Raw genomic sequence first — 24133 nt, 5'->3', positions numbered from 1 at the left:
GCCTCAGCGATCGCGAAGTCCGCTGAGGCTCTGGGTTCAATGAAGCAGGCTAAATTTCTTCGTCTTTGCGTTCTTGGCTGAGGCGATTGATCAAATTCAGGACTTGATCGCCGCGCTCTAGGGATCGATCTTCGATAAAGATAACTTCTGGGGTGCGGCGCAGCCGAATCCGTTGTCCTAATTCACTCCGAACATAGCCTGTCGCAGATTTTAATCCTGCCATCGTTTCGGCTTTGGCCGTTTCGTCGCCGTAGATGCTGACAAAAATCTTGGCATGTTGTAAATCGCCCGAGACATCGACATCAGTGACGCTCACCATACCCGTTCCGACGCGATCGTCTTTGATGCCATTTAACAACATTTGACTCACTTCGCGTCTGATCGATTCTGCGACACGAGCCATTCTTCGATCTGTCGCCATAACAATTCGTTCCTATGAGGTGCTTAAGGTTTTGATTCTAACATTTCCGATGTTCTACACAGGATTTAAGCCCAACATCGCCCGTAAGGTGAAAGAAAGAAAAGCAAAACTCGCGAGGAGGATGCCAACGGTCGCGATCGCGGTAACAGGGCGTTTGAATAGAGGCGCAAAGGGTGCAAGCACATTGAGAATGACACCGAAAATGACACCAAAGATAAAACGTGGATACTTAGAAACAGTATTCCAAAGGTCTTGCATCATAACGTTAGGTTCCTAAACTATTCTCACTTTATCAATTTTGTCCACTCGTAACTGCTTTGACTAATGCGTCAAATAACCAAATCGACACTTTGCGGCGAGTATAAGCCCGCGCCAGCTTAACTTTCACGCCTTTAGGTTTTTCGTTGCTGTGTAAACTGTAGCGATCGAGTGCAGCTTGATGCAGTTGGCGCGCTTCCAGGATGCGAGCATTGCTCGTTTTAGTGCTCGTTTCAATCCGGGTGAATATCCATAGCCAGAGAGCTTTTCGACACAAGGATGAGCCGCCAGCGCGCGATTTTTTGCTACTGCCTGAGTCTTCACGGACTGGAGCACATCCGATCGCTTTTTGAAATCGTCTCAGTGACAGATAGCGCGTGGTGGGATTGCCTGAATTTCTGCCCTTGCGAATATGTACTTCTGGTTTGCCATTGAGTAGAAAGTCTTCGAGTGGATAGATCGCTGATAGCAATAGGGCTGAAACTTTTTCACCGAAGCCAAATTCTGCAAACACTTTCAAGTAGGGTGTGAATTGCGGATCGCTCTGCACTAAGTGGCGCAGTTTTTGGGTGATGAACTGCTCCTCTCGAAAGCAGGCGGTGAGCGCTTTGGCTTGTAGCTCAATTTCGTCGGTAATTCCAAACCCGATCGACTGCTCTAGCAGCCTATCGTAGCGCTTTGAGTTGCGCTCTCCAGCGAGCCAGCCCCAAAATAGCGGCGCGCCATCGCAGTGTGCGTTCATCTTCTCCGGAAAGGCTTGCGCCAGGTCTTGCCGCAGTCGATTGACGATCGGATTTTTGCGGCGATCGAGGTGCTGGAGCCGAAGGACGAGTGAGCGAATCTGTTGAATTTTAGGCTCGCGTTTTCTCAGATAGTCGAACTTGCTTTGCTTAAATGGGTCGAGTCCATAGCAGGCGAGTGCGAGCGAGTCGGCAAAATCATCCTTGTCGGGTAAGCCTAATGATTTACGGTAAGCTCGCGCTTTGCCGTGATCAACGGCACGACACTCAACTCCTGCTTCTTCGAGTCGCGCTACCCACAATGCAGAATAAGCCGTTCCGGTGGGTTCATAAATCGCGATCGCGGGTTTGAGAGCAAGCAGCTGATTTAAGCCCTCTCGATTGAGGGTGAATTCATGAAAGTCGTATTGCTGGTAAAAGGTCTGCGGATGCGTGGGGCGCTCGGTGAGTAGGCACGCAACAATTTTGCCGGAACCAATATCGATTCCGACGACGCGGGGGCTGTTCATACTTTCTATCCGGGGACTAAATTGAGTGGAATTGTGTCAATCAAGCCTACGAGTCCCCACAATCGGTGAGATTAATTCACTTTTCAGGCGTTGAGATTGACAAATTGAAAGACTTTGAGCCGCGCTTAAGGGAACTAGAGGCACATGAGCCTACTTCATCATGAAAGCGCTTAGCTAAAAGCCACGGGACGATCAACCGCGCTTAGGAGAATAGAAAGGCAATATGCCTACTTCACTTTGAAAGCGCGGGACTCATGCCGCGACAGACATAATTAGGCATTCAATCGAGGGATTTAAACATCCGAATTATGTCTGTTTCATTTGCTGAGTTTGGCAAAATCATCAGGCGGACTGAAATCGGAAAAGTATCGGACGGATTTCGGAAAAGTATCGGAAAACCTGATCGGATGGAAATCCGCTAGGCTTTTCTGTCCGAATCCGATTTGTCCGAAAATCCGAAGTTTGTCCGAACGGACGGGTTAAAGAGTTAGGAGAAGTCGCCATTCTTTCTGGTCAGAATTGCGCCATTCTCCTGCTTGAATTCCGGTTAATGCTGTTAGTAATTGCCTCACTTGCTCAGTGTTCAAGCCGTATTTTTTAGCCCAGTTTGATCGCAATTTCTCAACCGCAATCCATCCTTCTTGATCGCCATACTGCGCGCCTTGACCACTGAGATATTCAACGCATAGCCAGCCAATATCGCCACACGCTTGCATCACGTCCTGCTTGATTTTGAGTAAGTAGGTGGCTTGTTCTGGCGGTGCAAGTTCAGAGTGAGGAGTCACTCCCCACTCCCCACTCTGCTCCGGGTAAAGGTTGCCTAACTCCTGCATCTGCTGATTGTGATCGAGATCCATCGTTGCCAGGTTTCGGTGATGCTGATTCATCATGCCGTGTGAGATTTCTCGCTCGATCAGTGACTCGGTAAGTTCCTGTCTACGTCCTTCTTTCTGCCACTTGGGGAGAATGTGCAAGGCGTGGATAAAGCAGAGAATCGGAACCAGAAAAGTGAGCAGCTGGATCGACGGCGGCAAGAGTTTGGCAAAGCAGATGAGGATAAACCAGGTAAAACAACCTGCACCAAACGTGACTGCCCATTGTTGCCCGTAGTCGGCTTGAGGCATCCAGGTCATGAAGCGAGCCATCCGATTAGACCTCCAATCATGAATACCAGGAAAAGTGCGATCGCTAAACCGAGTGAGGTGTCCTCCCCCCATCCAAAATGCTGATCGAGCAGTGGACCCGCGAAGTAACTCATGAGGGTGAGAACGAGCAGGATGAGAAGAACGACCCATAATCCGACTGTGAGCGGGGGAAGGTGGCGCGCCATTAGCCCAATAAAAGAACTAATGGCTAGACCTAACCCCAATAGGGTCGCGAATCTAGCCATTTTGAACATATTCGATTAGCTCCAGCGGTTGCTTACGTCAGAGTAGAGCGCTTGGTATTCCGAGACTTTCATCTGAGCATCGTGGTGAGACGCGCCCAGGCTGTAGCCCATTTGAGCGTATGCCGGGGTGAGGTTGTAAAGCGTCTTCGCCTTGCTGACATCCGCTTTTTTCTTGGTGGCAGTTGTGCGAGCCACGGTCGTTTGATAAGCGCGGAAGCTGGATTGATCCGCTGCATCTGAGGATTCAATCGATCGCAATGCCTGATAAGCCTGACGGTTGTTTTTCGCCTGACGTTTGCGAGTGGCGGCGGTGATTCTCAGTTTGTCCGCTTCTTCTTGGGTGAAGTTGCGATGTCTGCTGACAACTTTCTCGGTGCGAATTTCGCTACTGTCACCCGGATTCCAGGGAGTAGGCGCGCCGCTGGCGACATTCATCACGTCGTTTGGGGTCATGATTTGATTGACCTTGGACATTTTACCGTTTGAACTTCCGAGTCTCATTTGATGTGCTCCTTAATTTGCAGAATGAATTTATCGATTGCAGAATGCGAGACAGTTGGTGGGAACCACTTTCTCTTGAGTGACGATCACGGGTTTTTCGATAATTTGCGGCTGAGCCGTGGCAGCAGCTGGCGGTGTGATCAGATTGATAGCGACGTGAGTGACGGCGGCGATCGCGACGGCAGCCATGCCCACTGCGAACCAGAACAAGCCGTCTTTATCGGAAAGTAGCTTGACGAGTGCAGAGTCAGGAACCAGCCGATAGTCTGTGCCGTTGTGACGGTAGACCGGGTAATCGGTCGGTTTGGTGCTATGCCATTGAATTGGCTGATGTTTGGTTAGATTTGGCATGATATGGATGAGTAGATTTGCACAAACAAATCAGCGATCGCACTTCCGCGGAGAAGCACGATCGCTGATTTCATTGATTGAATTCTGAGGTTACTTGCATAATTGGATTGCTCCGTCTGGGTGATGCTTGTACGGGGCTAGGGGGAGGCGAACTCCCCCGAATCAAGAATTTATTTTGGCTGCGATTTCACCTCCTATGGAGTTACTGTGTGCGCTGAAGTGTAGATAAGGACTACGCTTCAGTGTTTTCTGTTTCTGCAAGTAGCGCGTTCCTGTCTGGAAACTCGAAGCCTATAGCTTTCAAAACCTCGTCAACAGGCGTTTCTGCGAGTACAGACACCTTGAGAACAAAATCAATCTTGTCAGGCAAGCGTCCTTCGTTCTCGTATCTCTGCCACATGCGAGGCGACACGCCGACAGCTTTCGCCATCTGCGACCTGTTAAGTCCAGCTTTTTCTCTTAGAGCTTTCAAGCCTGCATTACCTCGAACTGAAGTATTGACCTCCATATTATCAGACATCCGTGTCCGTCGGACATAGATGTCTGGTATCCTTAAGGACAGGACACCCATGTCCGGTGTGCATCCGTGCGGGGAAGGACTGCCAAATCTAGCCCTGCACGGCTAACCAAATGATCTAACGAATCGGACATACACTTCCGATTCTCTTTACACCAGTGAAAAAAGTACTCAGATTTAAGTCCGAAAAAAAAGCGCGATCGCATTTCTCCGGAAGGTGCGATCGCGCGCTTACCTGAAACGAGGCTATCTCATGACTAACGAAGAAATCATTGATCGCTTACGCCGTCTCACGACCTGGCTCGCTGAAGACCAGCAGGAACAAGCAGCCGACTTACTGGATGAACTGAGCAGCCGACTCAGTGATCAGGTCATAACCATGAATCTTGGTATTAGTGGCAGTCCAGCAATTCTGGCGGCTGCAATCGGCAAAATCATCACGGACAACACCAGCGAAGCCGATTTAGAACAACTTCGCAACGACTTGATGTTGAGCCTTGCCAATCGACCGGACTAAGAAAAAAGCGATCGCACCACTTCCTGGCAGTGCGATCGCTCAAAAAAAATTGCTTAAAGATGTAACCAAAGGATAGCTTATGCAACTCCAATCAAGACCAACAAATCGCGATGCCGATATTTTGGCGGCGATCGCGCTGGAACTTGGGGACTATCTTGAATTTCTCACCCCAGAGCAGCGCCGTGAGGCTTTACTCCTGATTTCGCTCACAACCTATACAGGCTCGATCCACCTGGCGGCAAATCATTTTGCCCTGTCCATTTCCACGATGTCGCTCCCCCGAAAATTCGGTTTACTGGCGGGGCGGTTGTCGCGAAATGGGCTGCTCACTTTGTCGATCTCGCTGGCTCAATCCCTCAAGGACTACCCATGAATGATTTAGAACGAAATCGCATTCGTCGGTTAGAAAACCAAGTCAACGCCTTGATTGCTCAACTTGCCATCACAAACACCGATTTATGGCATGTGGTCGGAGAACTTTACAACCTCTACGATCCGAGTCATCCGAGAGCGATTGAACTGAGTAAGAAGCAACTCTCAATCAGCAATCGGATCGAAGCGATTCGATCGCTCAATCCTCAACCCAAAACCTTCTAACACCAAACAAGCCAGCGGGAAGATTTGACCCCTTCCCCGCTGGCTTGTTCTCTGAAAGCGCAAATTCATCTACCGATGCCAACAAATAACCGTTTGCTGGCGTTTTTACACGAGAAAAATTACGTAACTAGGACTTAGCTCAAATGGTAACAAGCCATAACGCCCCCGTCTACTTCGATATCCGCAACTTTGTGGAATTCGACAGCCAGAATCGCGCAATCTGCCCCGCTTGTCAGCAGGACAAAGGAACGGATTACACCAAGCGCAATTTGAGTGTTGCGACAAACGGGGCGTACAAGTGTCATCGCGGCTGCACTACCCAAGAAATTCGAGATGCACTCGGACAATCTAAACCGCGCATCGTTCCCACTGCCCTCGCTGCTCCCGTCGCTGCTCCGACTACGACTGTTTCTCCACAGAAGATCAAAGAGTCTTGTGAGCTTCTACTCAAATCTGACAATCCCGCTCGCCAGTGGCTCAACGATCGCGGCATTGATGACGGCATGATTGCTCGCTATCAGCTAGGGCTAACCAGATCGCGCTGCAATGGTCAGATGCTGCAATCGATTTCAATCCCTATTCCCGCAAATGCAGACGGCACGCAGTTCTACCAAAAGAAACGAGTCGCCCCGTGGTTAGAGTCGCCACCACCGGGGTATCAACCGTGGTCACAGAAAGGAATCCCTGCTTCAACTTGGTTCACCTGGAAGCCTGTAGAGGCGACTGCCACCTATTTGTGTGAGGGTGAATGGGACGCGATCGCACTCGGTTGGGCAATGCGACAAGCTGACATTCCGATTGCGGTTGCCTCATTCACCTGCGGCTGTGGCACTGTACCGTCAGACGAGCAACTTTCTCTACTCCCTGGTACGGTCTACATCTTCTACGACCGCAACGATAAGCCAACGAAAAACGGCACACGACCAGGCGAGGAAGGAGCCAAAAAACTGGCGGCTGCTCTTGGCGATCGTGCGCGCATTGCTCAAGTTCCGATGCCTGAATCCTGCACTGTGAAAGGTTGGGATGTCTCGGACGCGCTGAAAGCAGGATTTAAACCCTCTGACTTTGTGAGCGCTGCTGAATCTGCCACGGCATTGCAGCCAGAACCGATCGAGAATAACCCCCTCTGGGCGCGATTGCAGTGGAATGACGAACTACTCGACACCGCACCTGACTATACCGAATGGCTTGTGCCCGACCTGCTCACAGCAAATGAATTGTTTCTGCTTGCCGCTGGACCTCGTACCGGAAAGAGCTTGCTCGCAATGACACTCGCCCTGTCGGTTGCAAAAGGCGAGTTATTTCTGGGTAGACCGACGACTCAGGGCACGGTTCTCTACATTCGCATGGAAGACAGTCCTGCTAAAACCAAAGAGCGTGAAACAGCGCAGGGCTGGACAAGAGGGCTTCCGGTCGTATGGCTCGACAAATTTAAACTTTCAGAACTGGCTCACTTACGTCCGATTGTGGAGCGACTTGATCCGCGCCTGATTGTGATCGACACCCTCTCACGAGTCAAAGACTCCCAGGTGAGTGAATCCAGCGCTGAAATGAGCCAAGTTTTAGAACCTCTACAAGAACTGGCGGGTGAGTTCAATTGCTGCGTCTTACTCGTTCACCATACGGGCAAGGTTTCAGTTGATGCAGCTGACAAAATCGACATTTTTGACACGATTCGCGGTAGTTCAGCGATTCGCGCCGTCTGCCGAGGCTCACTCATCCTTGCCGCCGGCGATCGCAATTTTCGCCTGCTCGCTGAGAACGGATGGGGAAAACATGACCTCAATATCTTGCTGGATGCCAACACATTGCAGTGGCGCTTATTGGGTCACTGGAATCCGATGGTCAACGGTGAACAGAAAGAAATGGTGCTGGAATTCATGCGCCACACCGAGAAAGCCTCGCTAGAAGAGTTGCACGAGGCGTTAAACATCCCGAAACGTAGTCTATACACGGTTTTAGACCGTTTACAAACCACTGATATCGCAGGCGAAAAAATCGTCAAGGAAGGAAAGCGCAGAAGCTATTTTTATCGCCTAGAGCATAAAGACGCTATTCAACAAGCGGAATATCTGTTGAATAGGCGTAATCCAGATGACGACTGCGATAGAGGGCTATATTCAACAAAAAATACATTTTTTCCTGAAAATGGATCGATCATCGATCAGAACTCCGAAACTGGCACAATCTACGCACACGAAGCTGATCGATCCGAAAAATCAGATTTGCCTGTTGAATTGCCAAAAACAGGGGTAAAACAGCCCTCAAATCCGCATGAAATAAGGGAAGCTCAAAATCCACGATCGATGATCGATCAAAATCCGGATGCTCTTTTGTTGAATAAGGGGGCTAAAACAGGATCAAAGCCAGATACAGAGGGCAATGCGCCTATTCAACAGCTATTCAACAGTATTCAACACGTTGAATACGACTGTCACACACCTTCTGTGATCGATCCAATTCAACAGCAAATATTCTCTGGCGGCATCGATCGCAGAATTGACCCGCGAAAATTAGCCCTTGAAGAAGGTGATCGCGTGGAGATTTGCGAGGGTCGATTTTCGGGGTCAAGGGTCAAAGTCGTAAGCATTCTTGACAACGGATTAATCGAAGTGAAAGCCGATCGCTGGCTCGTGACGCAGAAGTATGAGCGCAAAGATTTGAAGCTGCTGAAGAGGTTCACCGAATGATTACCGCTTCTCAAATCTTTGCGGCTCGCGAGGCGTTGCTGAGAATGGCGCGTGGTAGGCAGTTGGCATTACCGATCACCGTGGAAGTTGTGCCGATAAAAAAGCACTCTCCCTTACGTCGGATGAGGGAGAAGCGGCGGTATGAGCAGCTGAGACTGTTCTAGGGGTGAGATGCGATCGTCACTCAGATGTGAATGCCGGATATTCCGCGATCGCAGTTCTAGAAGCTGCGATCGCTCGATACTCTTGAGCCAGCTGCTCTAATCCCAACGCAAGCTCTAAATGTGAAATGCCACCTATTTCTGGCAAGTGAATCACTAAAAATCCAACGTGAGTCTTAACGGCTCTCACGTTCTCCGGGTCCATATTTTCCATTGGTTGTCTCAGATGTGGTGAGGCGATCAAGTTTTTCGTTGAATAAACTCATCTCTTGCTGAATTTGCTGAAGGGCGTGAAAAATCTCAGTTTCCGTCCGCTTGCTCATCTGCAGGGCGAGATTAATATCTGTCGTAGCTGCACCCATTCGCTCGATCGCGAGCGCAATTTTATCGTGACTACCCTTCAGCTGGATCAGCATTTCGGCTTGCTGTTTGAAGTGGATATTGCGATCGTTGCGAATATCCTCAATCAAACTCGCTGTCAGCTTTTCCTCGCTGGCATCTTTCTGCTTGAAAAACCCTACGCCTTCTTTGATCAGGTAAACGACGATCGCCACCATCAGCCCACCTTCCATCAGAGGAGGGGCGGCAGTTGGGAGGGGTGAGGGTTGAAGCGGTTGAGCGGTCATCGCTGAAATATTACTCATGTTGCTTGCCCCCAAAGCAGCATCTCACCGACCGAAACGTTTACGCCGCCTGTGCTGTTAGAAAAGACAAACGTGTAAATCGTGTGAGCGGTGTTGAAATCTGTATCACTAGCGAGGTTGATCGTTTGGACTGTGGATACAGTTGCCAGAGTGCCAGAGTATAGCGGCGTTCCAGCTGTGCTGGTAACTGCTCCAGCAAAGATGCTCAAATCTCTAGGATGATTGAAATTTCCGTTGAACTGCCCTAACCAAAGCTGCACTTGATTAAGGTAGACAGCGGTTGAAAACTGCACTTGTACGAATACCGTTGAAGCATTCGTCACCATCATTCCAACGGTGTTACTACCATCACGCAAAGCGCTCATTGTGTAGGCTGTGCCGTGATAGGTGTAGCTTCCGTTATTGATCGGCGTGTAGGTCAGCGGGTCAAGCTGCGCTGTATTGCGGCTTGAGATTGTGTTAGACACTAAGCCTGCGTTCCTCAAGCAATCTAGAATCGCCACGCTCGTTGTCCTCAATTGCTCGTTCGTTGGGTTCGATGGAGGATTTGAAATTGTGGGCGGTGTAGTAGAAGCCCTAGCAGCGCGGGTTACTGGCATTAGACAAACTCTCGTACTAAAGCGTTTCCACCTGTAGCCGACCAAATCCCGGCGATGTTGCCTGTGTAGGCAATCGGAAGCTCATACAAATCGCCATTGTTGAGCGAGATAGTAAACGCAGAAGTCGAAGCGGTTGCACCTAGCTCGACATACAAAATACCAGTGCCGTTGTTCAAGATAGAAGCGCTCTTTCGGTTTGCGTTTGCAGCGAGCAGCTGGACAGAAGTTGTCGAAGCTGTGACAGCCGAAGCTACGACATTTGAGCTAGTCGGAGTATTTACAGTGACTTGAGTTGCGCCACCACGAGAAATGGGCATAGAAGAAACCTCAATCTGAACATCAAAGGGCGTTGCAAAATTCGGCACTCTGAGGGCAAGAGCGCGATCGCTGAAAAATGGGGGCGCTTCAAATTCGAGAATCCGGGCGTGAGGGGTCGCAGTAATGCGGCGCTCGTCATAGATATCAGTGGAGTCCGGATCAACTTGAGCAAGCCAAACCGGAACACCAGCCGTCTCAAACGTGAGCCTGACATAACCTAACTCTGAGCTAATTACTGGAGTAGATTGCCAGTCTTGCCCTGCGGTAATCGTCGCGATCGTTGTCCAGGTCATCAGAATAAAAGTTGGACTTGCGTTTGCAGTTCTCGAATCAAGTCTTCAGTACTATCGCTTTCTGAGCCGATGTACTCGTACAGAGTCAGAGCAATCTCACTAAACCACCACGGGCAACTAAATTTCAGTTGATAAGTGGTTGAGAACTTCGGGAAAATCAGCAATCTTGCACCATTGCAGGGCAACTGGTAGCGATTAAGCGCCAATTGCCCAATGTCAGACATACCAGAATCGACTAGGGGCGTGAGTGATCCGCCGCTTCTCCAAGTCGATTTAGCGTACTGACTGAACGTTTTAACCGCCAGAATGCGCGATTCTGCTTGCACGGGTAGCACCGTATCAGGAATCAACGATCGCTCTCTGGCGCTGATTTGCTGAGTCGTAAATTGATGCTGATAGAGGAATTGCCAGTTTGTACTGTTAGCGGGATTGATGATTAATCGGCTCATACATGAGGCAACCAGATGATCGTGTCTGCATCCTCTAGAGCCGTTCCCTGATCAATCACAGCGCCAATGTTCTCGTCAACAATGCCCCAGTACTCATCTGGCTCTACGCCAAATTGAGCAAGGCAATCCTCTAACTCATCGATCGTCGCGTCTCCCTTGAGAAACTTCTCAGTTAGGCGCTGGATCGTGAAATGAGCATCAATTTCAGCTGCAATATCGCTTTTGTTGTGATCTGGGGTGAGTCCCAGATCAAGCAGGAACGGCTCTAGAACGTGCATGAATTAGACCTTCTCTTCGACTAAGGTGAATTTAAGGTTAGTCGAAGAACCTTTCGCCTGAGTTGCGATTTCGTTGAAAGCATCCACCATCGTATCCGTGCTTCCCGCTTTACCAAACGGAATCGAAGCGCTTTCGGTGTTGTACTTCAGGTACTTCAATCCAGTGAGCTTAGAAGTAGCAGCAACACCAGTTGTACTAGACTGCTGACGGCGCACGATTCGAGCGGGGCGGTACGTGTTCAACTTGATCGGGGTGTCTGAGCCTAAAGTCGCTGTGACACGGGTGCTTACCTCGCTCAAGCTGCTGAACAAGTTCCAGGACGGAACCAGGGCGGAAGATTGAACTACGATCGAAGTTCCTAGGGGCAAGGCAAAAGGATCAAGGTAAAGCTTAATCGAGTCTGGACGGTTGCCTTTCGTGCCGATTCCCTCGCCTTGTTCAGCCAGTCCTTGCAAGTAATTAAGGTATTTGGTGCGAGCGTTCGCGCCACGCATTCCGCGTAAAACGAGTGAAAATCTGGGTGCTGTTGACATACGTTGTAAAAGTGTTTGAGGGTGAGTAACTATGCGAGAAACTTGCATTCAATTTACCCACCCAAAAACACCTATACGAGTTTCTGGAAAGGTTGAACCTTTCCCAGTAATGTCTAGAATTTTAGGTTCGATAGCTCGTCACCAAAGCATTGTCATACCGTCCAGAGCGGTCGAATAAGTACACGGGTTTCGCTAGACCTGCGAGCTTCACCGTGGCGTATTGAAACCGCACCTCAGCAATTGGGCGACGGCGGGGAAGACGGCGGGATTTGCCAAGAATTGTCTCTCTGGGTGGAATGGTGGGAAAGGCTTCAGAAGGGCTACCGTTCTCGATACGGTTGAAGAACTCCCAATCAGGCGTATGCGATTGCAGGTCTAACACTTTGCCGATAAGGGTTCGCGCGTCGGTTTCATTGCGGGTCAGCAGTTGAAGCTGATAGCCTTTGTCCCAGTCGGTGTAAGAGCAAAGTTCCTTACCCTTGCGCCACACAAACCCTTGACCTGTGCCGAACTCAGTCTTGATTTTGTTGGCAAGGGCGAGAGCTTCGGAGTTAGAAAAGGTTGTACTCGTTTGAGTCATCAGACGGAATGAGACTTCGCCTGAAACGGGGTCATAGCCGGGTTCAACGTCTTCTAAATCTTCCAGGAAGTAGAGCGTCACTTGTGGACGGGTGCGACGTAACACGCGGTAATTCAAATCGCGATCGCTGCTCACTATGCCCTGATTCCATCGCTGTTTAATCAGCATGTCAAAGAGCAGCATTCTCGATAGAGTCATATCCATTGTGTCCATCTCTGCGTGAGTGCAGGCAGTTCTCAAACTAGCTCTAGGGGTGTTGATGTCAGGGTCATCAGTCGTAATGTCGCTGAACCATTCGCGCACCTCTGGGTTATAGGTGCGTCGAATGGTGTCTTGCAGGTGTTCAGCGGGGCTGAAATTGTTCGGTAAAGGCATTACTCTGCATCTCCTTTTGTGCGGTCTGTTGGTTGCAGAGTGGGCGATTTACTTGCGGCATTCGACTGATCAGCCGTGGCTTTTGTCGAATCGTTATCGGGGCGACTGTTGGGGGTTGCTTCCTTGATTGCCTTGTCAAAGGCTTCTTTCTGCTCCCTAAATTCGTTCACTTCTTCAGTGATTGATCGAACCTCGCCCACAACACTAGCAATTGAGCTTGCGGCATCATCTAGGTTTTCTTGACCATCCCTAAATTTCTGCATTCTCTGCTGCCATTTGCTCTGGGCTGTAACCCGCTCTGGCATCCAGGGATAAGCATTCTCGCCCACGACTCGGAAGCGTTTCAGCGCGTTGCCAATTTTTCCGGTATTTTCTGCCGTCCATTCGGCAATTTCGCGGGATGAGTCAGCGATCGATCTGACTGTCCAAACAATTTGGCTCGCAGTGGTGACAATGCGATTGAGCTTAGTAAAGGTTGCTTTGGTCCCGTTCCAGGTTTCTGCCCCTAGCGCATTCTCCATCGTTTCATTGACTGCCTTACCTAGCACTTCGTTAAAGTCAAAAGCTTCGGCGGCGGTCTTATCTACGCCAAACATCGGGGCAAAGGTTTGAACGGACTGCGTAACGACATCGCCCAAGGTTTGACCCAGATTTGCAGACAGCATCGCGGCATTATGCAACGATGCAGCGGTGCTGAGTGTGTTCATCACTTGGGTGAGTCGCGCGCGCAGTTCAGCCAATCCAAAGCGCGATCTGATGTTGGCAGTGCGATCGCCCATCATCTGAGCGAATGGAGCCATATTTGCGGGAACTTGCACGGGTTCTTTTACGAAAATTGGACCTGTGATTCGATTCCAGTTAATGAACTTATCAACCATCACCGTAACGGTTTGATTCTGGTTCTGTTGCCCTCGCTGTAAGTCGGCAATGCAATCGTTTTGGCAAAGTGGCGGAGTCGATAAATCAGGCTCAACTCTGCGCTCTGCCTTATCTTGAATTTCCTGGATTTTGTCAGGCTTCACTCTGCCATCCTTGAGAAAATCAGTAGTCACTCTGCCATCTAATCGCTGTCTTAGCCCAACTTCTGGAGCGAAGTTAGGGCGCTGCCTTAAATTGACTTCTGGAGCGAAGTTAGGGCGCTGATCTGTCCTGATTTCCTGTCGAATTTCATAGCGGGGCTTGGGGTCGATTCCAGGCTCGATCGGTGGGCGCACGGGTGGCTCAAGTCTTCGACCGGGCGGCGGTGGAGCAAAAACCACGGGCGGCGGTGGCTCAAGTCTTCGACCGGGCGGTGGCGGTGGTTCAAGTCTTTGATCTGGCGGTGGCGGTGGCTCAAGTCTTCGACCGGGCGGTGGCGGTGGCTCAGTTACTCGCCTTCCTGGCGGCGGCGGTGCAAAGATAAATTGAAACGGCGGCGGCTCAAGATTTGGGTCGATTCCGTTTTGGCGATCGCCTTGGAATTCGCCGCCATTAAAGGGCTTTGCCGCGTCGGAGTTGTATCGAACTCGAAAATTACCAAACCATAAACCAGCGGTAGAAACTGGCTCCCCGATTAACTCTCTAATCTGCTCGCCATTCGCGTTTTTCCACACCAAATAGAAGCGATTGACAATTCTCATGCCAGATTCATCGATCGTCTGCGGATTAGTGGAATGAGGGGTGCTTTCATCCGCTGTTTCACGCTCGATCGATAAGGGAATTCCGATTCTCGGCTGAAAATTGCTAACATTCGTGTCTTCTTCTCCCGGTCTGAGAGTTAGCGACTTATCGCCCGGATTTGCTACCGATCCGGTGTTTCGGTTGTAACGACTCGCCACAACGAACACTACAAATGTTTGAACTCCAGAGGGTTCAAAGCTGTAAATCGTCGCATCTTGAACTTTTCCTTGCTCCCACGGCTTCCAGCTAGTGCGCGCATCCTGTGTTTTTCTTTGCTGAAACTCTTGTAGCTTTCTGGCTCGCTCAAACGGGTTAGGCTCCTCTTGAATACGCGCGATTTCTTGCTTTTCCTGCTGAGTCAGTGGAGGTTTCCCGATCGCCTGTCGAATCCAATCTGATAGGGTATCGCGCGCTTTGTTGCCTTGAGTTCTGATAATCCAGTCACCCACTGCACTAATCGCAGCGCCGCCAATCGCAGCACCACCCATGCCACCGCCAAACCCGCCACGATTGACGGTGACGGGCGGCGGCGCTGCGTTCCCTTGTCCACGTGGGAAGGGTTGAGCAGAAGTAAAACCCTGATCAAATCGTTGCTGAGCGCTGATTCGATTGCGGTCTGTTCCATATTTGACGATCGATGATGACGAGTCAGTACTACGAATCTGAATTTCATTGGTACTGAACCCTTGGCGGCGATCTGCCTCTGCCATCTTGATGAGGCGGTCTACGTCGATTCTGCCTGTGTTGCGGTCGAAAGCTGCATTAACTCTCAAGGCTTCCGCCATGCGTGCATCATAGGAACCCTGAGAGACGGCGTGAGGCTGAATCGGTTTAGAAGGCGGCGGCTCCGGATTCCTTCCGTTTCCGGTGTAATTTTTCCCGGTGATAGTATCCCAGTATTTTGCGTAATCAATCCGACCTGTACTATCGGTGAAATAAGTACGGGCATACGCTTCGCTAAATGACATAACAAGCTCCTAAACAGAAAAGGAGTGCCTTGCGACACTCCAAACAATGGCTGTGAGGTTGAAATTAATTCGAGGTATATGACGAGGGAATTTGAGTTTGTGAGAATTCCCTAACGTGAAGCCATAGCTTTTTAGAGTTGTCAGAAGCCCATGCCGGATCGATTTCAAAGCTCGCTCGCATCCATAAGCGGGTTGTGCCGTCTGCTGCTTTGAAGATTCCAGAATCGACTACACGTTCATTTGCTAAGTCGGTTTCGAGAACTCGCATTTGTGGGTTCATCGCTTGAAGGGCGAGCAGCGCCCAGGCGGCTGTCCCTTCGACTGTGTTGATCGCGGGTGGAATTTGATTTGAAAGATTGATTGCACTCATGTTGAATTAAGCCTTGCTACGGGCTTATTAATCCCTGCAATGATGCAAATCACAGCGATCGACGAAAAAAGCCCACAGCTGAACCGCTACGGGCAGACGGGAATCATAAACGCGACGGGTTTAGATTCCATAAATTATGAACAGAATGACCGAATGGCTGAACGGATTAACAACCAAGCTAGTGATCGCTCTCATTGTTGCAACTGGACTTCTCTTTGTCTTGAGAAGTTGTCGAGTCCAGCAGTACAGAACCGATGTGACTAAGATGCTTGCCGATGCTGAAAAGAAGGGTGTTACACCAGATATTATCCTTGCTCGTATGGACAACAAGGATTCATCCAGCCGAACCGAGATTGAACCTTACACGATCGCTTTCGGCGAGTTACAGCAAAAATGTCGAGAACCTCGTGCGGATTTGGCGGTCATGGCTGCCGAAATCGTGAGATATGAGAGAAGGTCGGACGCTCAAACGACTTACCTAGATGGACTTGAGTATTTTTCGGCTATAGTCGAGGGCGAATTTGAGCGCTTCCCTGCCAGATGTACAGAGGCGTTTACCGACCACATTGAGAACTACCAGAATGAAGATCACCAAAAAAACAAATTGAAATCACCCAAACCAAAGAAATAGCCCTCGGACTAAATTTGGCTTAAATCGCTTTTCGGTTATGTTCTGAAACCCCGATTCTGTCATTACCTTTGATGCGAATGACAAACGAGAGAATCGGGGTTTCATGCTGAACTTCTGCGGCGTGCTACAGAAGTGCAAGAAAGTTTCTGGGGACTCATCATATCGAGAAGACGATCAATTACGAAACCTGATCAAATTGCCGTCGCGATTTATAGAATTCTGATCAGATCAAATGTATTTTAGATGTTAAATAATAGTCATGATGACTCAAGTGAAAACCCCGGTTTCGCCGCGTCCTTTTATTAAGTGGGCAGGCGGAAAAACTCAACTAATTTCGCAGTACGCTGACTATTTTCCCGATCGCTATTTGAATTACTACGAGCCATTTGTCGGTGGCGGTGCAATCTTTTTTCACCTACAACCGACGAGCGCGGTATTGTTTGATATTAATCTCGAATTGGTGAATGTGTATCGCTGTGTGCGCGATCGACTGGAGGAATTAGTCGATCGCTTAGAAGAACATCACGAACAGCATAGTTCTGATCATTACTATGCCGTGCGTACTGCTATGCAAATCTCGAAATCCGAAGATTGGTTTGCTCAAGGCTCGAATGTTGATCGAGCAGCACGATTTATTTATCTCAATAAAACTTGCTTCAATGGGTTGTATCGCGAAAATTCTAAAGGGCATTTCAATGTGCCGTTAGGAAGTTATAAGAACCCCGCGATTTATGATCCAGAGATTTTGCGAGCAGATTCGATCGCGCTTCAGTCGGCTGAGATTCAACCGGGATCGTTTGATCAAGTGCTGCAATATGCTCACACGTCTGATGATTTTGTCTATTTCGATCCGCCTTACTACCCGATTAGCCCGACGAGCAATTTTACAGCTTACAATCGCTATGCCTTTGGCGAAGAAAAGCAGATCCAGTTGCGCGATGTGGTGAAAGAATTAAGCGATCGCGGTGTGAAGGTGATGTTATCGAATTCCGATTGTGAGTTTGTGCGTAACTTGTACCAGGATTTCAATATTCATACAATTCACGCAACGCGCAATATCAACTGCAATGCTGAAAAACGGGGCAAAATCACCGAAGTCCTAGTGACAACCTATTAGAAATTTTGGGTTGAGAGCAAGGAGATTCCATCAATCCTGCAAATGTGAAAATTGATAGGCTCCAATGCCGGATAACACGATCGCCATGACGAGCAGCACCGGAATCACAAACCAAGGAAATTGCTGAATCGGCAAGTAAGCTGCCGCCCGCATTCCCAAGGTTGTGTAAGTCAGTGGCAGTAGATAGACGATCGCTTTGAGTGCGATCGGTAAAGTGGAAGCATCGAAAAATGTCCCCCCTAGAAAAGACATGGGAACAATCACAAAATTGTTGTAAATCCCAACGCCTTCGAGCGATTTCACATTCAGTCCAACAATCACTCCTAGTCCAGCAAACACAGCACAATTGAGGGTGAGTACCAGCAAAAATAGCGGATTCAGAAAGCTCCAAACTTTTCCTGTAAAGATGATAGCCACCAGAATCACTGAGCTAGCCGTGAGTAATCCCCGCAGAATTCCTGCCATCATTTTGCCCAGATGCACCGCTAACGGGTGAACGGGCATTAATAGCATCTCCTCAAACGTTTTTGTAAATAAGCGATCGCCACAGATCGAAAACGTTGTTCCTCCAAAACTAATCACCATCGAAGACAGTGCAACCATTCCCGGCAGAATGAACTGCAAATAATTGTCCCCGGCACTCGGCTTCGTCACAGTATCTAAAGAACTGCCTAGACCTAATCCAAACGCCAAAATATAAATTAAGGGCGAAATCAACCCCGAAGAGACAATCTGCACAATCCGCACCCGCAAATCCAGCCAATCGCCCCAAAAGACAGTCAAACTATCTTGCAGCAAGGTAGACAATGGAGAACGACGCAGTTGAGCAGAACGCATAAGTTGTGAATCTGTTGATGAATCTTTACAGTGGAGGTATTTTCGCATGATTTGGGAGCGTTTCTGAATCGGTTCACCCCCCACTCCCTACTCTCCACTCCGCAGGTAGCATAATCCCCTTCAAATTCGTCACAATAGGCAGAAGAAAGTCTGGAGATGCCTCGGTGAACTTGCTGCTTGTTCTACTTACAATAGGCGCGATCGCATATTTCTTTCTGTCTCACCACAATCGCCAAATCCAAACGATTCGAGACAGTGATGTTGTCGTGGTCGAAGGCGCGATCGAACGCTATCCGAATTTGCCGTTGGGAAATTTCGCCGTTCCGAATCGATTTCGCAGCCCTGATCGGGTTCAAGTCGTTTTCCCCATGCTCACCGACGCAGGCGACGTGGAATATCTCTACTCTTGGCATAGTCTGCGGGCAGTGACTCCGATGACGTTATCTCGCGACCATCGCCAAAACAAAGTGCGAGTCATGGCAGAACTCGCGCCTTTGATCAAAGAACATCTACGGCTCGAACTCGACCGGGTTGCACTGGAAAACCAACTGATCAAAATTCAAAAACTCGCGGAATTAGTCGCGGTGTCTGATCTCTATTCATCGCAGATCGGAACTTATGAAAGAGCGATCGGCGAAACCGAAAAACTGATCTGCAAAGTTGAAGAACTCAGCCGCATCTATGTCCGCATGGTCAAAGAAGCCTTGATTGGAACCCGAATTGCCGAATTTAATCCGGATCTGCTTTTGGATCTGCATGTTCCTTTAGACGAACAATACACCCGCGTCAAATCCGAATATCAATTCATGAAAGACTCAGCCCAAGCCTATTACGACCTGCTGAAAGAGAGCCAAGGCGCAACAGACTTGACTTCTTAGATAAAATAGAATCCACCCCTTCTCAATGACACCTATGAAGCGTAGACCTAGAGGCAACTCCTACAACGACGATCGCTACGACGATCGTTATGATGAATACCTACCCCCTAATCGAGGAACTCCTCCTGTGAACAAGACACCCTCTTGGTTCAATGCAACCGCGATCGCGGTGATTGCAGGTATTTTCATCTTAGGAATTGGTGTTGGGATTGCTTTTAGTGCTGCAACGCCGACGAATCCCACGAGCGTCGTCACGAACTTACAAATTGATCAACAAGCTCCTAATCCCGAACTTTGTATCCAAAACGGAGCCAGCGCGATTTCGGTGAATACGCGCCTGTATGTGACCCTGAACCCGTTCAAAGTGTTTGTGGCTCAAGCTGCAATGGAACCAGCTTGTATTTTGAGACGCGCCAACTGGACAGTCTTAGAGCAGCGTAAATTGCTGACTTCTGATCAGACTCGCGAATGCCGTCAGAAGATGAACACCTTTGGCTATGTGGGCAATCTCGACAATAAAGATAAAGTCTCGATCGATTGCGTCTACCAAAGCGACAATGCCAAAAATCTCTTCCTTGGCGGCGCTTCAACGCCCACAATTGGCAACGACGATCAGTTCTAACGTCGTCTTTCTCACAACTCTAGAAAGCACTGTGAATCAACAGTGCTTTTTTCTTGCGGTGGCATCGGAACATGGCGCGATGCAGGGGAGATTGTATGTTTTTAGCGATCGCATAACTCAGAAAAATTCAGAGAAGAAAACAACCTCTGATGCGTAGTAGTTAAAGACGATTTTGTAACAAACAATAGGCTGATTCCAATAGATGAATGTTTGGCGTGTTGTAAAACTTAATGGCTTTTTCAAAATCCCTTCAAATTTGGGGCTTAAGCTGCACGATGTAACCTGAAAAAAAAAACAGCTTGCAACTGTAGTTCTTCCCCTTTCGGGCAACACCTGATTACGCAGCCTGTTTGTGCAGTTCATGTTCAAAATGCTCCCACAATTTACCTTCTTTTTGCAAAACCATCCCAACTCAAAACATTCAGTTGGGATGGTTTTAGAATGGCTGAGTTCTTCCATGACTCCTTCTCTCAGTAAAGTATCGTTCGGATGAGGAGCCTGTGTGAGAATCCTGTTGATTGAATCCGAATCCCAGACGACTGCTGCGATCACCACCGCTCTGAATGCTCAACAGTATGCGATCGATGCCGTCGATCAGGGTCAAGTCGCGATCGAAATGGTGCAAGCTTATGAATATGATCTGCTGATCATGACCGCTGGAGCAGAACTTGCGGAGATTCGTTGGTGTCGAACATTACGATCGCAAAATTACTCTGCGCCGATTCTGATGTTGATGACGACGAACAATAGTCGCGATCGTGTACTCGCCCTCAATGCAGGAGCAGACGATTGTTTAGCCAAACCCTTTGATATTGCAGAACTTGTCGCACGAGTTCAATCCCTGCTCCGCCGTCGGCAAGCAGTCTTTACTTCAAGCCTAGACTGGGATGCGCTTAAACTTTATCCCGATAGCCGTCGGGTCACTTGGCAAGATAATCCCCTGAGCTTGACAGCGAAAGAATTTCGGCTGTTGCAGCTTTTTCTTGAAAACCCACTGCGAATTTTTAGCAAAGATGTCATTCTCGATCGCTTGTGGGACGCTTCAGAAGCACCGGGAGAAGGAACAGTCGCATCGCATATCAAAGGACTTCGACAAAAGCTCAAGGCAAGCGGGATCACCTATGAAGTGATTGAAACCATTTATGGACTGGGATATCGGCTCACGCCACCCCCGGATGCAAAAAATAAGTCTACTCTTGCATCTCCCGATCGCGCTGTCTTACAACAAGAAGTTTTAGCAGAAGTCGCTGCAATGCAAGCCGACTTGAGAGAAAGCTTGGATGAAGAAGTTGCCATCTTTGAGCAATTTGCAGCGAAATTAGTGGCTGGACAACTTAATCAGAGCTTGCTGTCGCAAGCCCAATATCAAGCCCATCAACTCATCGGTACGCTCGGCTCGTTAGGGCTTTCAGAAGGATCTCAAGTTGCCCAGCAAATCGATCAACTTCTCCAGACCTCGGGATCATTAGGACAAGCTGACGCAGAGCGTCTCTTACAACTAGTGGCGTCACTCTCGATCGCGATCTCAGCGGCACCCGCGATTGCCATCCCCGCTCTGAGTCCCAATGTGGATTCGATTCGACTCCTGATTATCGATGATGATACAACGCTGACCAAAGTGCTGAGACGAGCCGCGATCGCGGCTGGATTTGAAGTAGAAGTTGCAACAACCTTAGAGCAAGGTCGTGCGGCATTACGTCGCTCCTATAGTGGAGAAATTCCGCCTCCTGATGTTGTCTTACTCGATTTGATCTTTGCAGATTCCGAGGAAGATGGATTGAGCCTACTATCAGAATTGGCTGCGCAAAATTCAACCATTCCAGTTGTGGCATTAACTGTGAGAAATAGTTTGCGCGATCGCATTACAGTCGCTCGTCTTGGTGGACAAGCTTTTCTGCATAAACCCATTTCACTCACGGAGGTGTTGCGAGTTGTGACCAAACTGCTAAACCCGGCTCCACCTTCAGAAGCAAAGGTGCTGGTTGTCGCTCATGAATCACAAATTCTCGAACAGATTATTGAACTCCTACCTCCGTGGGGGTTGCAAGTTACGACCTTAGCTGATCCCGAGCAATTTTGGGAAATCTTGACGGCAACGGTTCCTGACTTGCTGATTTTAGATGTCGAAATGCCAGAGTTTAGCGGCATTGAACTCTGTCAAGTGGTGCGTCAAGATCCGCAGTGGGCAGATTTGCCCATTTTATTGATGACGAGCTATGGCGATTCTGAGGTGATTCATCGTGTATTTGATGCAGGAGCAGATGACTTTGTCGGTAAACCGATTATTCCGCCAGAACTCATTGCTCGCATTACGCGCCGCTTGGAATGGACACGCCTACGCAAACGAAACCGATAATAAAACTTGGAGTGACCGACTATGACAGACGATTACCGAAAAATTCTGATCGTAGATGATTCGCTCATAGATCATGAAATCTATCGCCGCTATCTACAACAAGATGGTGGTCAGACTGATCAAATTTGGCAAGCAGAATCGGGAGCAACGGGATTGTTTCTCTATCAACAGGAGTCACCTGATGTCATTTTGCTAGATTTTTCGCTGCCCGATATGACAGGATTAGAGTTTTTACAGCAGTTACAGCCGCAGCAAGATCACCAGTTCACTCCTGTGATTCTGTTGACTGAACGCGGCGATGAGGAAATTGCAGTCGCTGCACTGAAAAGCGGGGCATCTGACTATTTAGCAAAAAATAAAACGACACCCGAGAAACTGAGACGAGCCGTAGATCAGGTCATTGAGAAAGCTGAATTGAAGCGGCAACTTGAGCGCAGTCAGCGCCGTTTTTATACGTCGATCGACAACATGCTAGAGTGTTGTGCAATTTATCAGAGTGTTCGAGACGCTCAAGGACAGATTGTTGATTTTGTCGTGGATTATGTGAATGCTGCAACCTGCGCTGCCAATCAAATGGAGGCGAGCGAACAAGTTGGGAAATCCTTGTCTGATTTTATTGCTGAAGACTATTATGCCAACATCTTTGCAGGCTGTTGCTCTGTCGTTGAAACTGGAAGACCGCAGAGACGTGAGTTAGTGTTTAGGAATCCCTCTTGTGATTCAGCGGCTCAAGCCTTTGAGGTCAGTGTCGCAAAACTTGAAGATGGATTTGTGGTATGTTGGCTTGATATTTCTGAAAAGAAGCGGCTCGAACTTGCATTACAGAAAGCAAACGAAGACTTAGAACAGCGCTTCCGAGATCACACAGCAGATCTTCTCAAAGCCAATCCCCAGTTTCAGCAGAACTTCCGAGAACGTCAACCTATAGAAGCTGAGTTTCGCGTTTTGAGTGAAGCTGCTCCGGTTGGCATTTTTCGCACGGATGCTCAAGGCGGCTGTATCTATGTCAACCCTCGTGCTCAAGCCATTTGTGGCTATACGTTTGAAGAAGCACTGGGTGATGGATGGCAGCAATTAATTCACCCGGATGATTATCAGCAAGTGCTACCGCACTGGATAGATTCGGCGAAAGCTCAAACTGAATTTTTAGAAGAGATCCGGTTTGTTCATCGCGACCATACCGTGCATCTTGTGCGGGCAACAACGGCTCCAATTTTGTCGGATACGGGTGAGCTGATTGGGCATGTTGGCACGATCGAAGATGTGACTGAACGCAATGTGATCGAGCGAATGAAACGTGAGTTTTTGTCGATCGTGTCGCATGAATTAAAAACGCCCCTGACTTCGATGCGAGGAGCGCTAGCACTTTTATCGAGCGGTCGTTTATTAGATGATCCCGAAACTGCTCAAGAAATGCTCGAAATTGCGAAAGTAGATACAGAACGGCTCGTGCGCTTGGTTGATGATCTGCTCGATCTAGAACGTTTAGAGGCTCATCAGCTAATTTTAACGAAACAATGGTGTGATACAGCGAGTTTAATGCGTCGATCGATTGAGAGTTTGCAACTCCTGGCAGAAGAGTCACAATTAACCCTAGTTTGCCATCCATTAAACGTCGAAATTTTTGTCGATGGCGATCGCATTGTACAAACGCTGATTAATCTATTAGGGAATGCGATTAAATTCTCCTCTGCAGGCAGTGAGGTCTATTTGAAGGCAGAATTGGTCAACGGCGATCAGTGGGTACGTTTCCAAGTTAGAGATTGGGGGAGAGGAATTCCGCAAGATAAGCTTGACCTGATTTTTGAGCGATTTCAACAGGCGAATGCCACGGATGCGCGACAACATGGAGGGACTGGCTTGGGATTGGCAATCAGTCGCGATCTGGTGCAGCTGCACGGTGGGCAAATTTGGGTAGAGAGTGCGCTAGGTGAGGGCAGCACCTTCTATTTTACTGTTCCGATTCGCTAACC

The 24133-nt window shown here is 48.9% G+C and carries 30 protein-coding genes; 11 read left to right on the top strand and 19 right to left on the bottom strand.

The features are described 5' to 3' along the window. Positions 1 to 49 precede the first annotated feature (49 nt). From rbfA to J0L70_RS05540, 8 genes are all read right to left on the bottom strand, one after another. On the bottom strand, positions 50 to 421 hold the full coding sequence (rbfA, locus tag J0L70_RS05575) for a 30S ribosome-binding factor RbfA (RefSeq protein WP_017289387.1): 372 nt from the start codon (positions 419 to 421) through the stop codon (positions 50 to 52). 54 nt (positions 422 to 475) lie between these two features. Beyond that, the gene (locus tag J0L70_RS05570; RefSeq protein ID WP_017289386.1) at positions 476 to 682 is read right to left on the bottom strand and encodes a DUF751 family protein; all 207 of its coding nucleotides are present in this window, start codon (positions 680 to 682) and stop codon (positions 476 to 478) included. Positions 683 to 713: 31 nt separating this feature from the next. Then, a complete protein-coding gene (locus tag J0L70_RS05565) occupies positions 714 to 1928 on the bottom strand; it encodes an IS110 family transposase (protein ID WP_017289385.1) in 1215 nt (404 codons plus the stop codon). A gap of 479 nt (positions 1929 to 2407) precedes the next feature. Beyond that, positions 2408 to 3073, bottom strand: a complete 666-nt coding sequence (locus J0L70_RS05560) for a hypothetical protein (RefSeq protein WP_287453483.1) — start codon at positions 3071 to 3073, stop codon at positions 2408 to 2410. Continuing rightward, positions 3058 to 3318, bottom strand: a complete 261-nt coding sequence (locus J0L70_RS05555) for a hypothetical protein (protein WP_225885687.1) — start codon at positions 3316 to 3318, stop codon at positions 3058 to 3060. Before J0L70_RS05555 ends, J0L70_RS05560 begins: the two co-directional genes overlap by 16 nt. Positions 3319 to 3333: 15 nt before the next feature. After that, a complete protein-coding gene (locus tag J0L70_RS05550) occupies positions 3334 to 3771 on the bottom strand; it encodes a hypothetical protein (RefSeq protein ID WP_225885688.1) in 438 nt (145 codons plus the stop codon). Positions 3772 to 3849: 78 nt separating this feature from the next. After that, positions 3850 to 4170, bottom strand: coding sequence for a hypothetical protein (locus tag J0L70_RS05545; protein ID WP_287453482.1), 321 nt, complete (start codon positions 4168 to 4170; stop codon positions 3850 to 3852). A gap of 232 nt (positions 4171 to 4402) precedes the next feature. Next, positions 4403 to 4741, bottom strand: a complete 339-nt coding sequence (locus J0L70_RS05540) for a helix-turn-helix transcriptional regulator (RefSeq protein WP_287453481.1) — start codon at positions 4739 to 4741, stop codon at positions 4403 to 4405. Positions 4742 to 4940: 199 nt separating this feature from the next. On the opposite strand from J0L70_RS05540, the gene J0L70_RS05535 reads away from it, so the two are divergent. The 5 genes from J0L70_RS05535 to J0L70_RS05515 all read left to right on the top strand — a co-directional run bounded on the left by J0L70_RS05535 (position 4941) and on the right by J0L70_RS05515 (position 8655). Next, positions 4941 to 5204, top strand: a complete 264-nt coding sequence (locus J0L70_RS05535) for a hypothetical protein (protein WP_287453480.1) — start codon at positions 4941 to 4943, stop codon at positions 5202 to 5204. Between the two features lie 79 nt (positions 5205 to 5283). Further along, positions 5284 to 5577 carry a hypothetical protein gene (locus tag J0L70_RS05530; protein ID WP_287453479.1) on the top strand — a complete coding sequence of 98 codons (294 nt, stop codon included), beginning with the start codon at positions 5284 to 5286 and terminating at the stop codon, positions 5575 to 5577. Next, positions 5574 to 5801, top strand: coding sequence for a hypothetical protein (locus J0L70_RS05525; RefSeq protein ID WP_287453477.1), 228 nt, complete (start codon positions 5574 to 5576; stop codon positions 5799 to 5801). Before J0L70_RS05530 ends, J0L70_RS05525 begins: the two co-directional genes overlap by 4 nt. Positions 5802 to 5944: 143 nt before the next feature. After that, positions 5945 to 8491, top strand: a complete 2547-nt coding sequence (locus J0L70_RS05520; RefSeq protein ID WP_287453476.1) for a bifunctional DNA primase/helicase — start codon at positions 5945 to 5947, stop codon at positions 8489 to 8491. Continuing rightward, positions 8488 to 8655, top strand: coding sequence for a hypothetical protein (locus tag J0L70_RS05515; RefSeq protein WP_287453475.1), 168 nt, complete (start codon positions 8488 to 8490; stop codon positions 8653 to 8655). Before J0L70_RS05520 ends, J0L70_RS05515 begins: the two co-directional genes overlap by 4 nt. Before the next feature lie 16 nt (positions 8656 to 8671). Here the strand turns inward: J0L70_RS05515 and J0L70_RS05510 are convergent, their stop codons facing one another. The 10 genes from J0L70_RS05510 to J0L70_RS05465 all read right to left on the bottom strand — a co-directional run bounded on the left by J0L70_RS05510 (position 8672) and on the right by J0L70_RS05465 (position 15719). Then, positions 8672 to 8866, bottom strand: coding sequence for a hypothetical protein (locus J0L70_RS05510; protein ID WP_190651315.1), 195 nt, complete (start codon positions 8864 to 8866; stop codon positions 8672 to 8674). Continuing rightward, positions 8829 to 9296, bottom strand: a complete 468-nt coding sequence (locus tag J0L70_RS05505; RefSeq protein WP_287453473.1) for a hypothetical protein — start codon at positions 9294 to 9296, stop codon at positions 8829 to 8831. The genes J0L70_RS05510 and J0L70_RS05505 overlap by 38 nt, the downstream gene beginning before the upstream one ends. After that, positions 9293 to 9799: a hypothetical protein gene (locus tag J0L70_RS05500; protein ID WP_268184682.1), complete on the bottom strand. Its 507-nt coding sequence runs from the start codon at positions 9797 to 9799 to the stop codon at positions 9293 to 9295. The genes J0L70_RS05505 and J0L70_RS05500 overlap by 4 nt, the downstream gene beginning before the upstream one ends. A 95-nt stretch (positions 9800 to 9894) precedes the next feature. Further along, complete coding sequence (locus J0L70_RS05495; RefSeq protein ID WP_287453472.1) at positions 9895 to 10506, bottom strand: hypothetical protein; 612 nt, start codon at positions 10504 to 10506, stop codon at positions 9895 to 9897. Next, complete coding sequence (locus J0L70_RS05490) at positions 10506 to 10955, bottom strand: hypothetical protein (RefSeq protein WP_287453471.1); 450 nt, start codon at positions 10953 to 10955, stop codon at positions 10506 to 10508. The genes J0L70_RS05495 and J0L70_RS05490 overlap by 1 nt, the downstream gene beginning before the upstream one ends. Further along, positions 10952 to 11233 (bottom strand): hypothetical protein, encoded by a 282-nt coding sequence (locus J0L70_RS05485; protein ID WP_287453470.1) that lies wholly within the window; start codon positions 11231 to 11233, stop codon positions 10952 to 10954. Before J0L70_RS05485 ends, J0L70_RS05490 begins: the two co-directional genes overlap by 4 nt. A gap of 3 nt (positions 11234 to 11236) precedes the next feature. Next, entirely contained in the window at positions 11237 to 11767 is a 531-nt protein-coding gene (locus tag J0L70_RS05480) for a hypothetical protein (protein ID WP_287453469.1), read from the bottom strand. 121 nt (positions 11768 to 11888) lie between these two features. Continuing rightward, on the bottom strand, positions 11889 to 12722 hold the full coding sequence (locus J0L70_RS05475; protein WP_287453468.1) for a hypothetical protein: 834 nt from the start codon (positions 12720 to 12722) through the stop codon (positions 11889 to 11891). After that, on the bottom strand, positions 12722 to 15349 hold the full coding sequence (locus J0L70_RS05470; RefSeq protein WP_287453467.1) for a hypothetical protein: 2628 nt from the start codon (positions 15347 to 15349) through the stop codon (positions 12722 to 12724). Before J0L70_RS05470 ends, J0L70_RS05475 begins: the two co-directional genes overlap by 1 nt. Before the next feature lie 64 nt (positions 15350 to 15413). Continuing rightward, the gene (locus tag J0L70_RS05465; protein ID WP_287453465.1) at positions 15414 to 15719 is read right to left on the bottom strand and encodes a hypothetical protein; all 306 of its coding nucleotides are present in this window, start codon (positions 15717 to 15719) and stop codon (positions 15414 to 15416) included. A 136-nt stretch (positions 15720 to 15855) separates the two neighbouring features. On the opposite strand from J0L70_RS05465, the gene J0L70_RS05460 reads away from it, so the two are divergent. Next, entirely contained in the window at positions 15856 to 16350 is a 495-nt protein-coding gene (locus J0L70_RS05460; RefSeq protein ID WP_287453464.1) for a hypothetical protein, read from the top strand. Positions 16351 to 16609: 259 nt separating this feature from the next. Beyond that, positions 16610 to 17467 (top strand): DNA adenine methylase, encoded by an 858-nt coding sequence (locus J0L70_RS05455; RefSeq protein WP_287453463.1) that lies wholly within the window; start codon positions 16610 to 16612, stop codon positions 17465 to 17467. 30 nt (positions 17468 to 17497) lie between these two features. Here J0L70_RS05455 and J0L70_RS05450 read toward each other — a convergent pair whose 3' ends face one another. Continuing rightward, the gene (locus tag J0L70_RS05450; protein WP_287453462.1) at positions 17498 to 18304 is read right to left on the bottom strand and encodes an ABC transporter permease; all 807 of its coding nucleotides are present in this window, start codon (positions 18302 to 18304) and stop codon (positions 17498 to 17500) included. Between the two features lie 164 nt (positions 18305 to 18468). On the opposite strand from J0L70_RS05450, the gene J0L70_RS05445 reads away from it, so the two are divergent. The 4 genes from J0L70_RS05445 (at position 18469) to J0L70_RS05430 (ending at position 24131) form a co-directional block, all read left to right on the top strand. Next, complete coding sequence (locus J0L70_RS05445) at positions 18469 to 19182, top strand: hypothetical protein (protein WP_287453461.1); 714 nt, start codon at positions 18469 to 18471, stop codon at positions 19180 to 19182. A 34-nt stretch (positions 19183 to 19216) separates the two neighbouring features. Continuing rightward, positions 19217 to 19804 carry a DUF3172 domain-containing protein gene (locus J0L70_RS05440; RefSeq protein ID WP_017289359.1) on the top strand — a complete coding sequence of 196 codons (588 nt, stop codon included), beginning with the start codon at positions 19217 to 19219 and terminating at the stop codon, positions 19802 to 19804. Positions 19805 to 20306: 502 nt separating this feature from the next. After that, on the top strand, positions 20307 to 22160 hold the full coding sequence (locus J0L70_RS05435; RefSeq protein ID WP_287453460.1) for a response regulator: 1854 nt from the start codon (positions 20307 to 20309) through the stop codon (positions 22158 to 22160). 21 nt (positions 22161 to 22181) lie between these two features. Then, positions 22182 to 24131: a hybrid sensor histidine kinase/response regulator gene (locus J0L70_RS05430; RefSeq protein WP_287453459.1), complete on the top strand. Its 1950-nt coding sequence runs from the start codon at positions 22182 to 22184 to the stop codon at positions 24129 to 24131. Positions 24132 to 24133: the final 2 nt, after the last annotated feature.

This window comes from Leptolyngbya sp. UWPOB_LEPTO1 (assembly GCF_017302695.1).
Classification (GTDB): Bacteria; Cyanobacteriota; Cyanobacteriia; order Leptolyngbyales; family Leptolyngbyaceae; genus Leptolyngbya; species Leptolyngbya boryana.
Note: the sequence above shows the minus strand (reverse complement) of the source record. Positions and strands in the feature narration are given on the sequence as shown.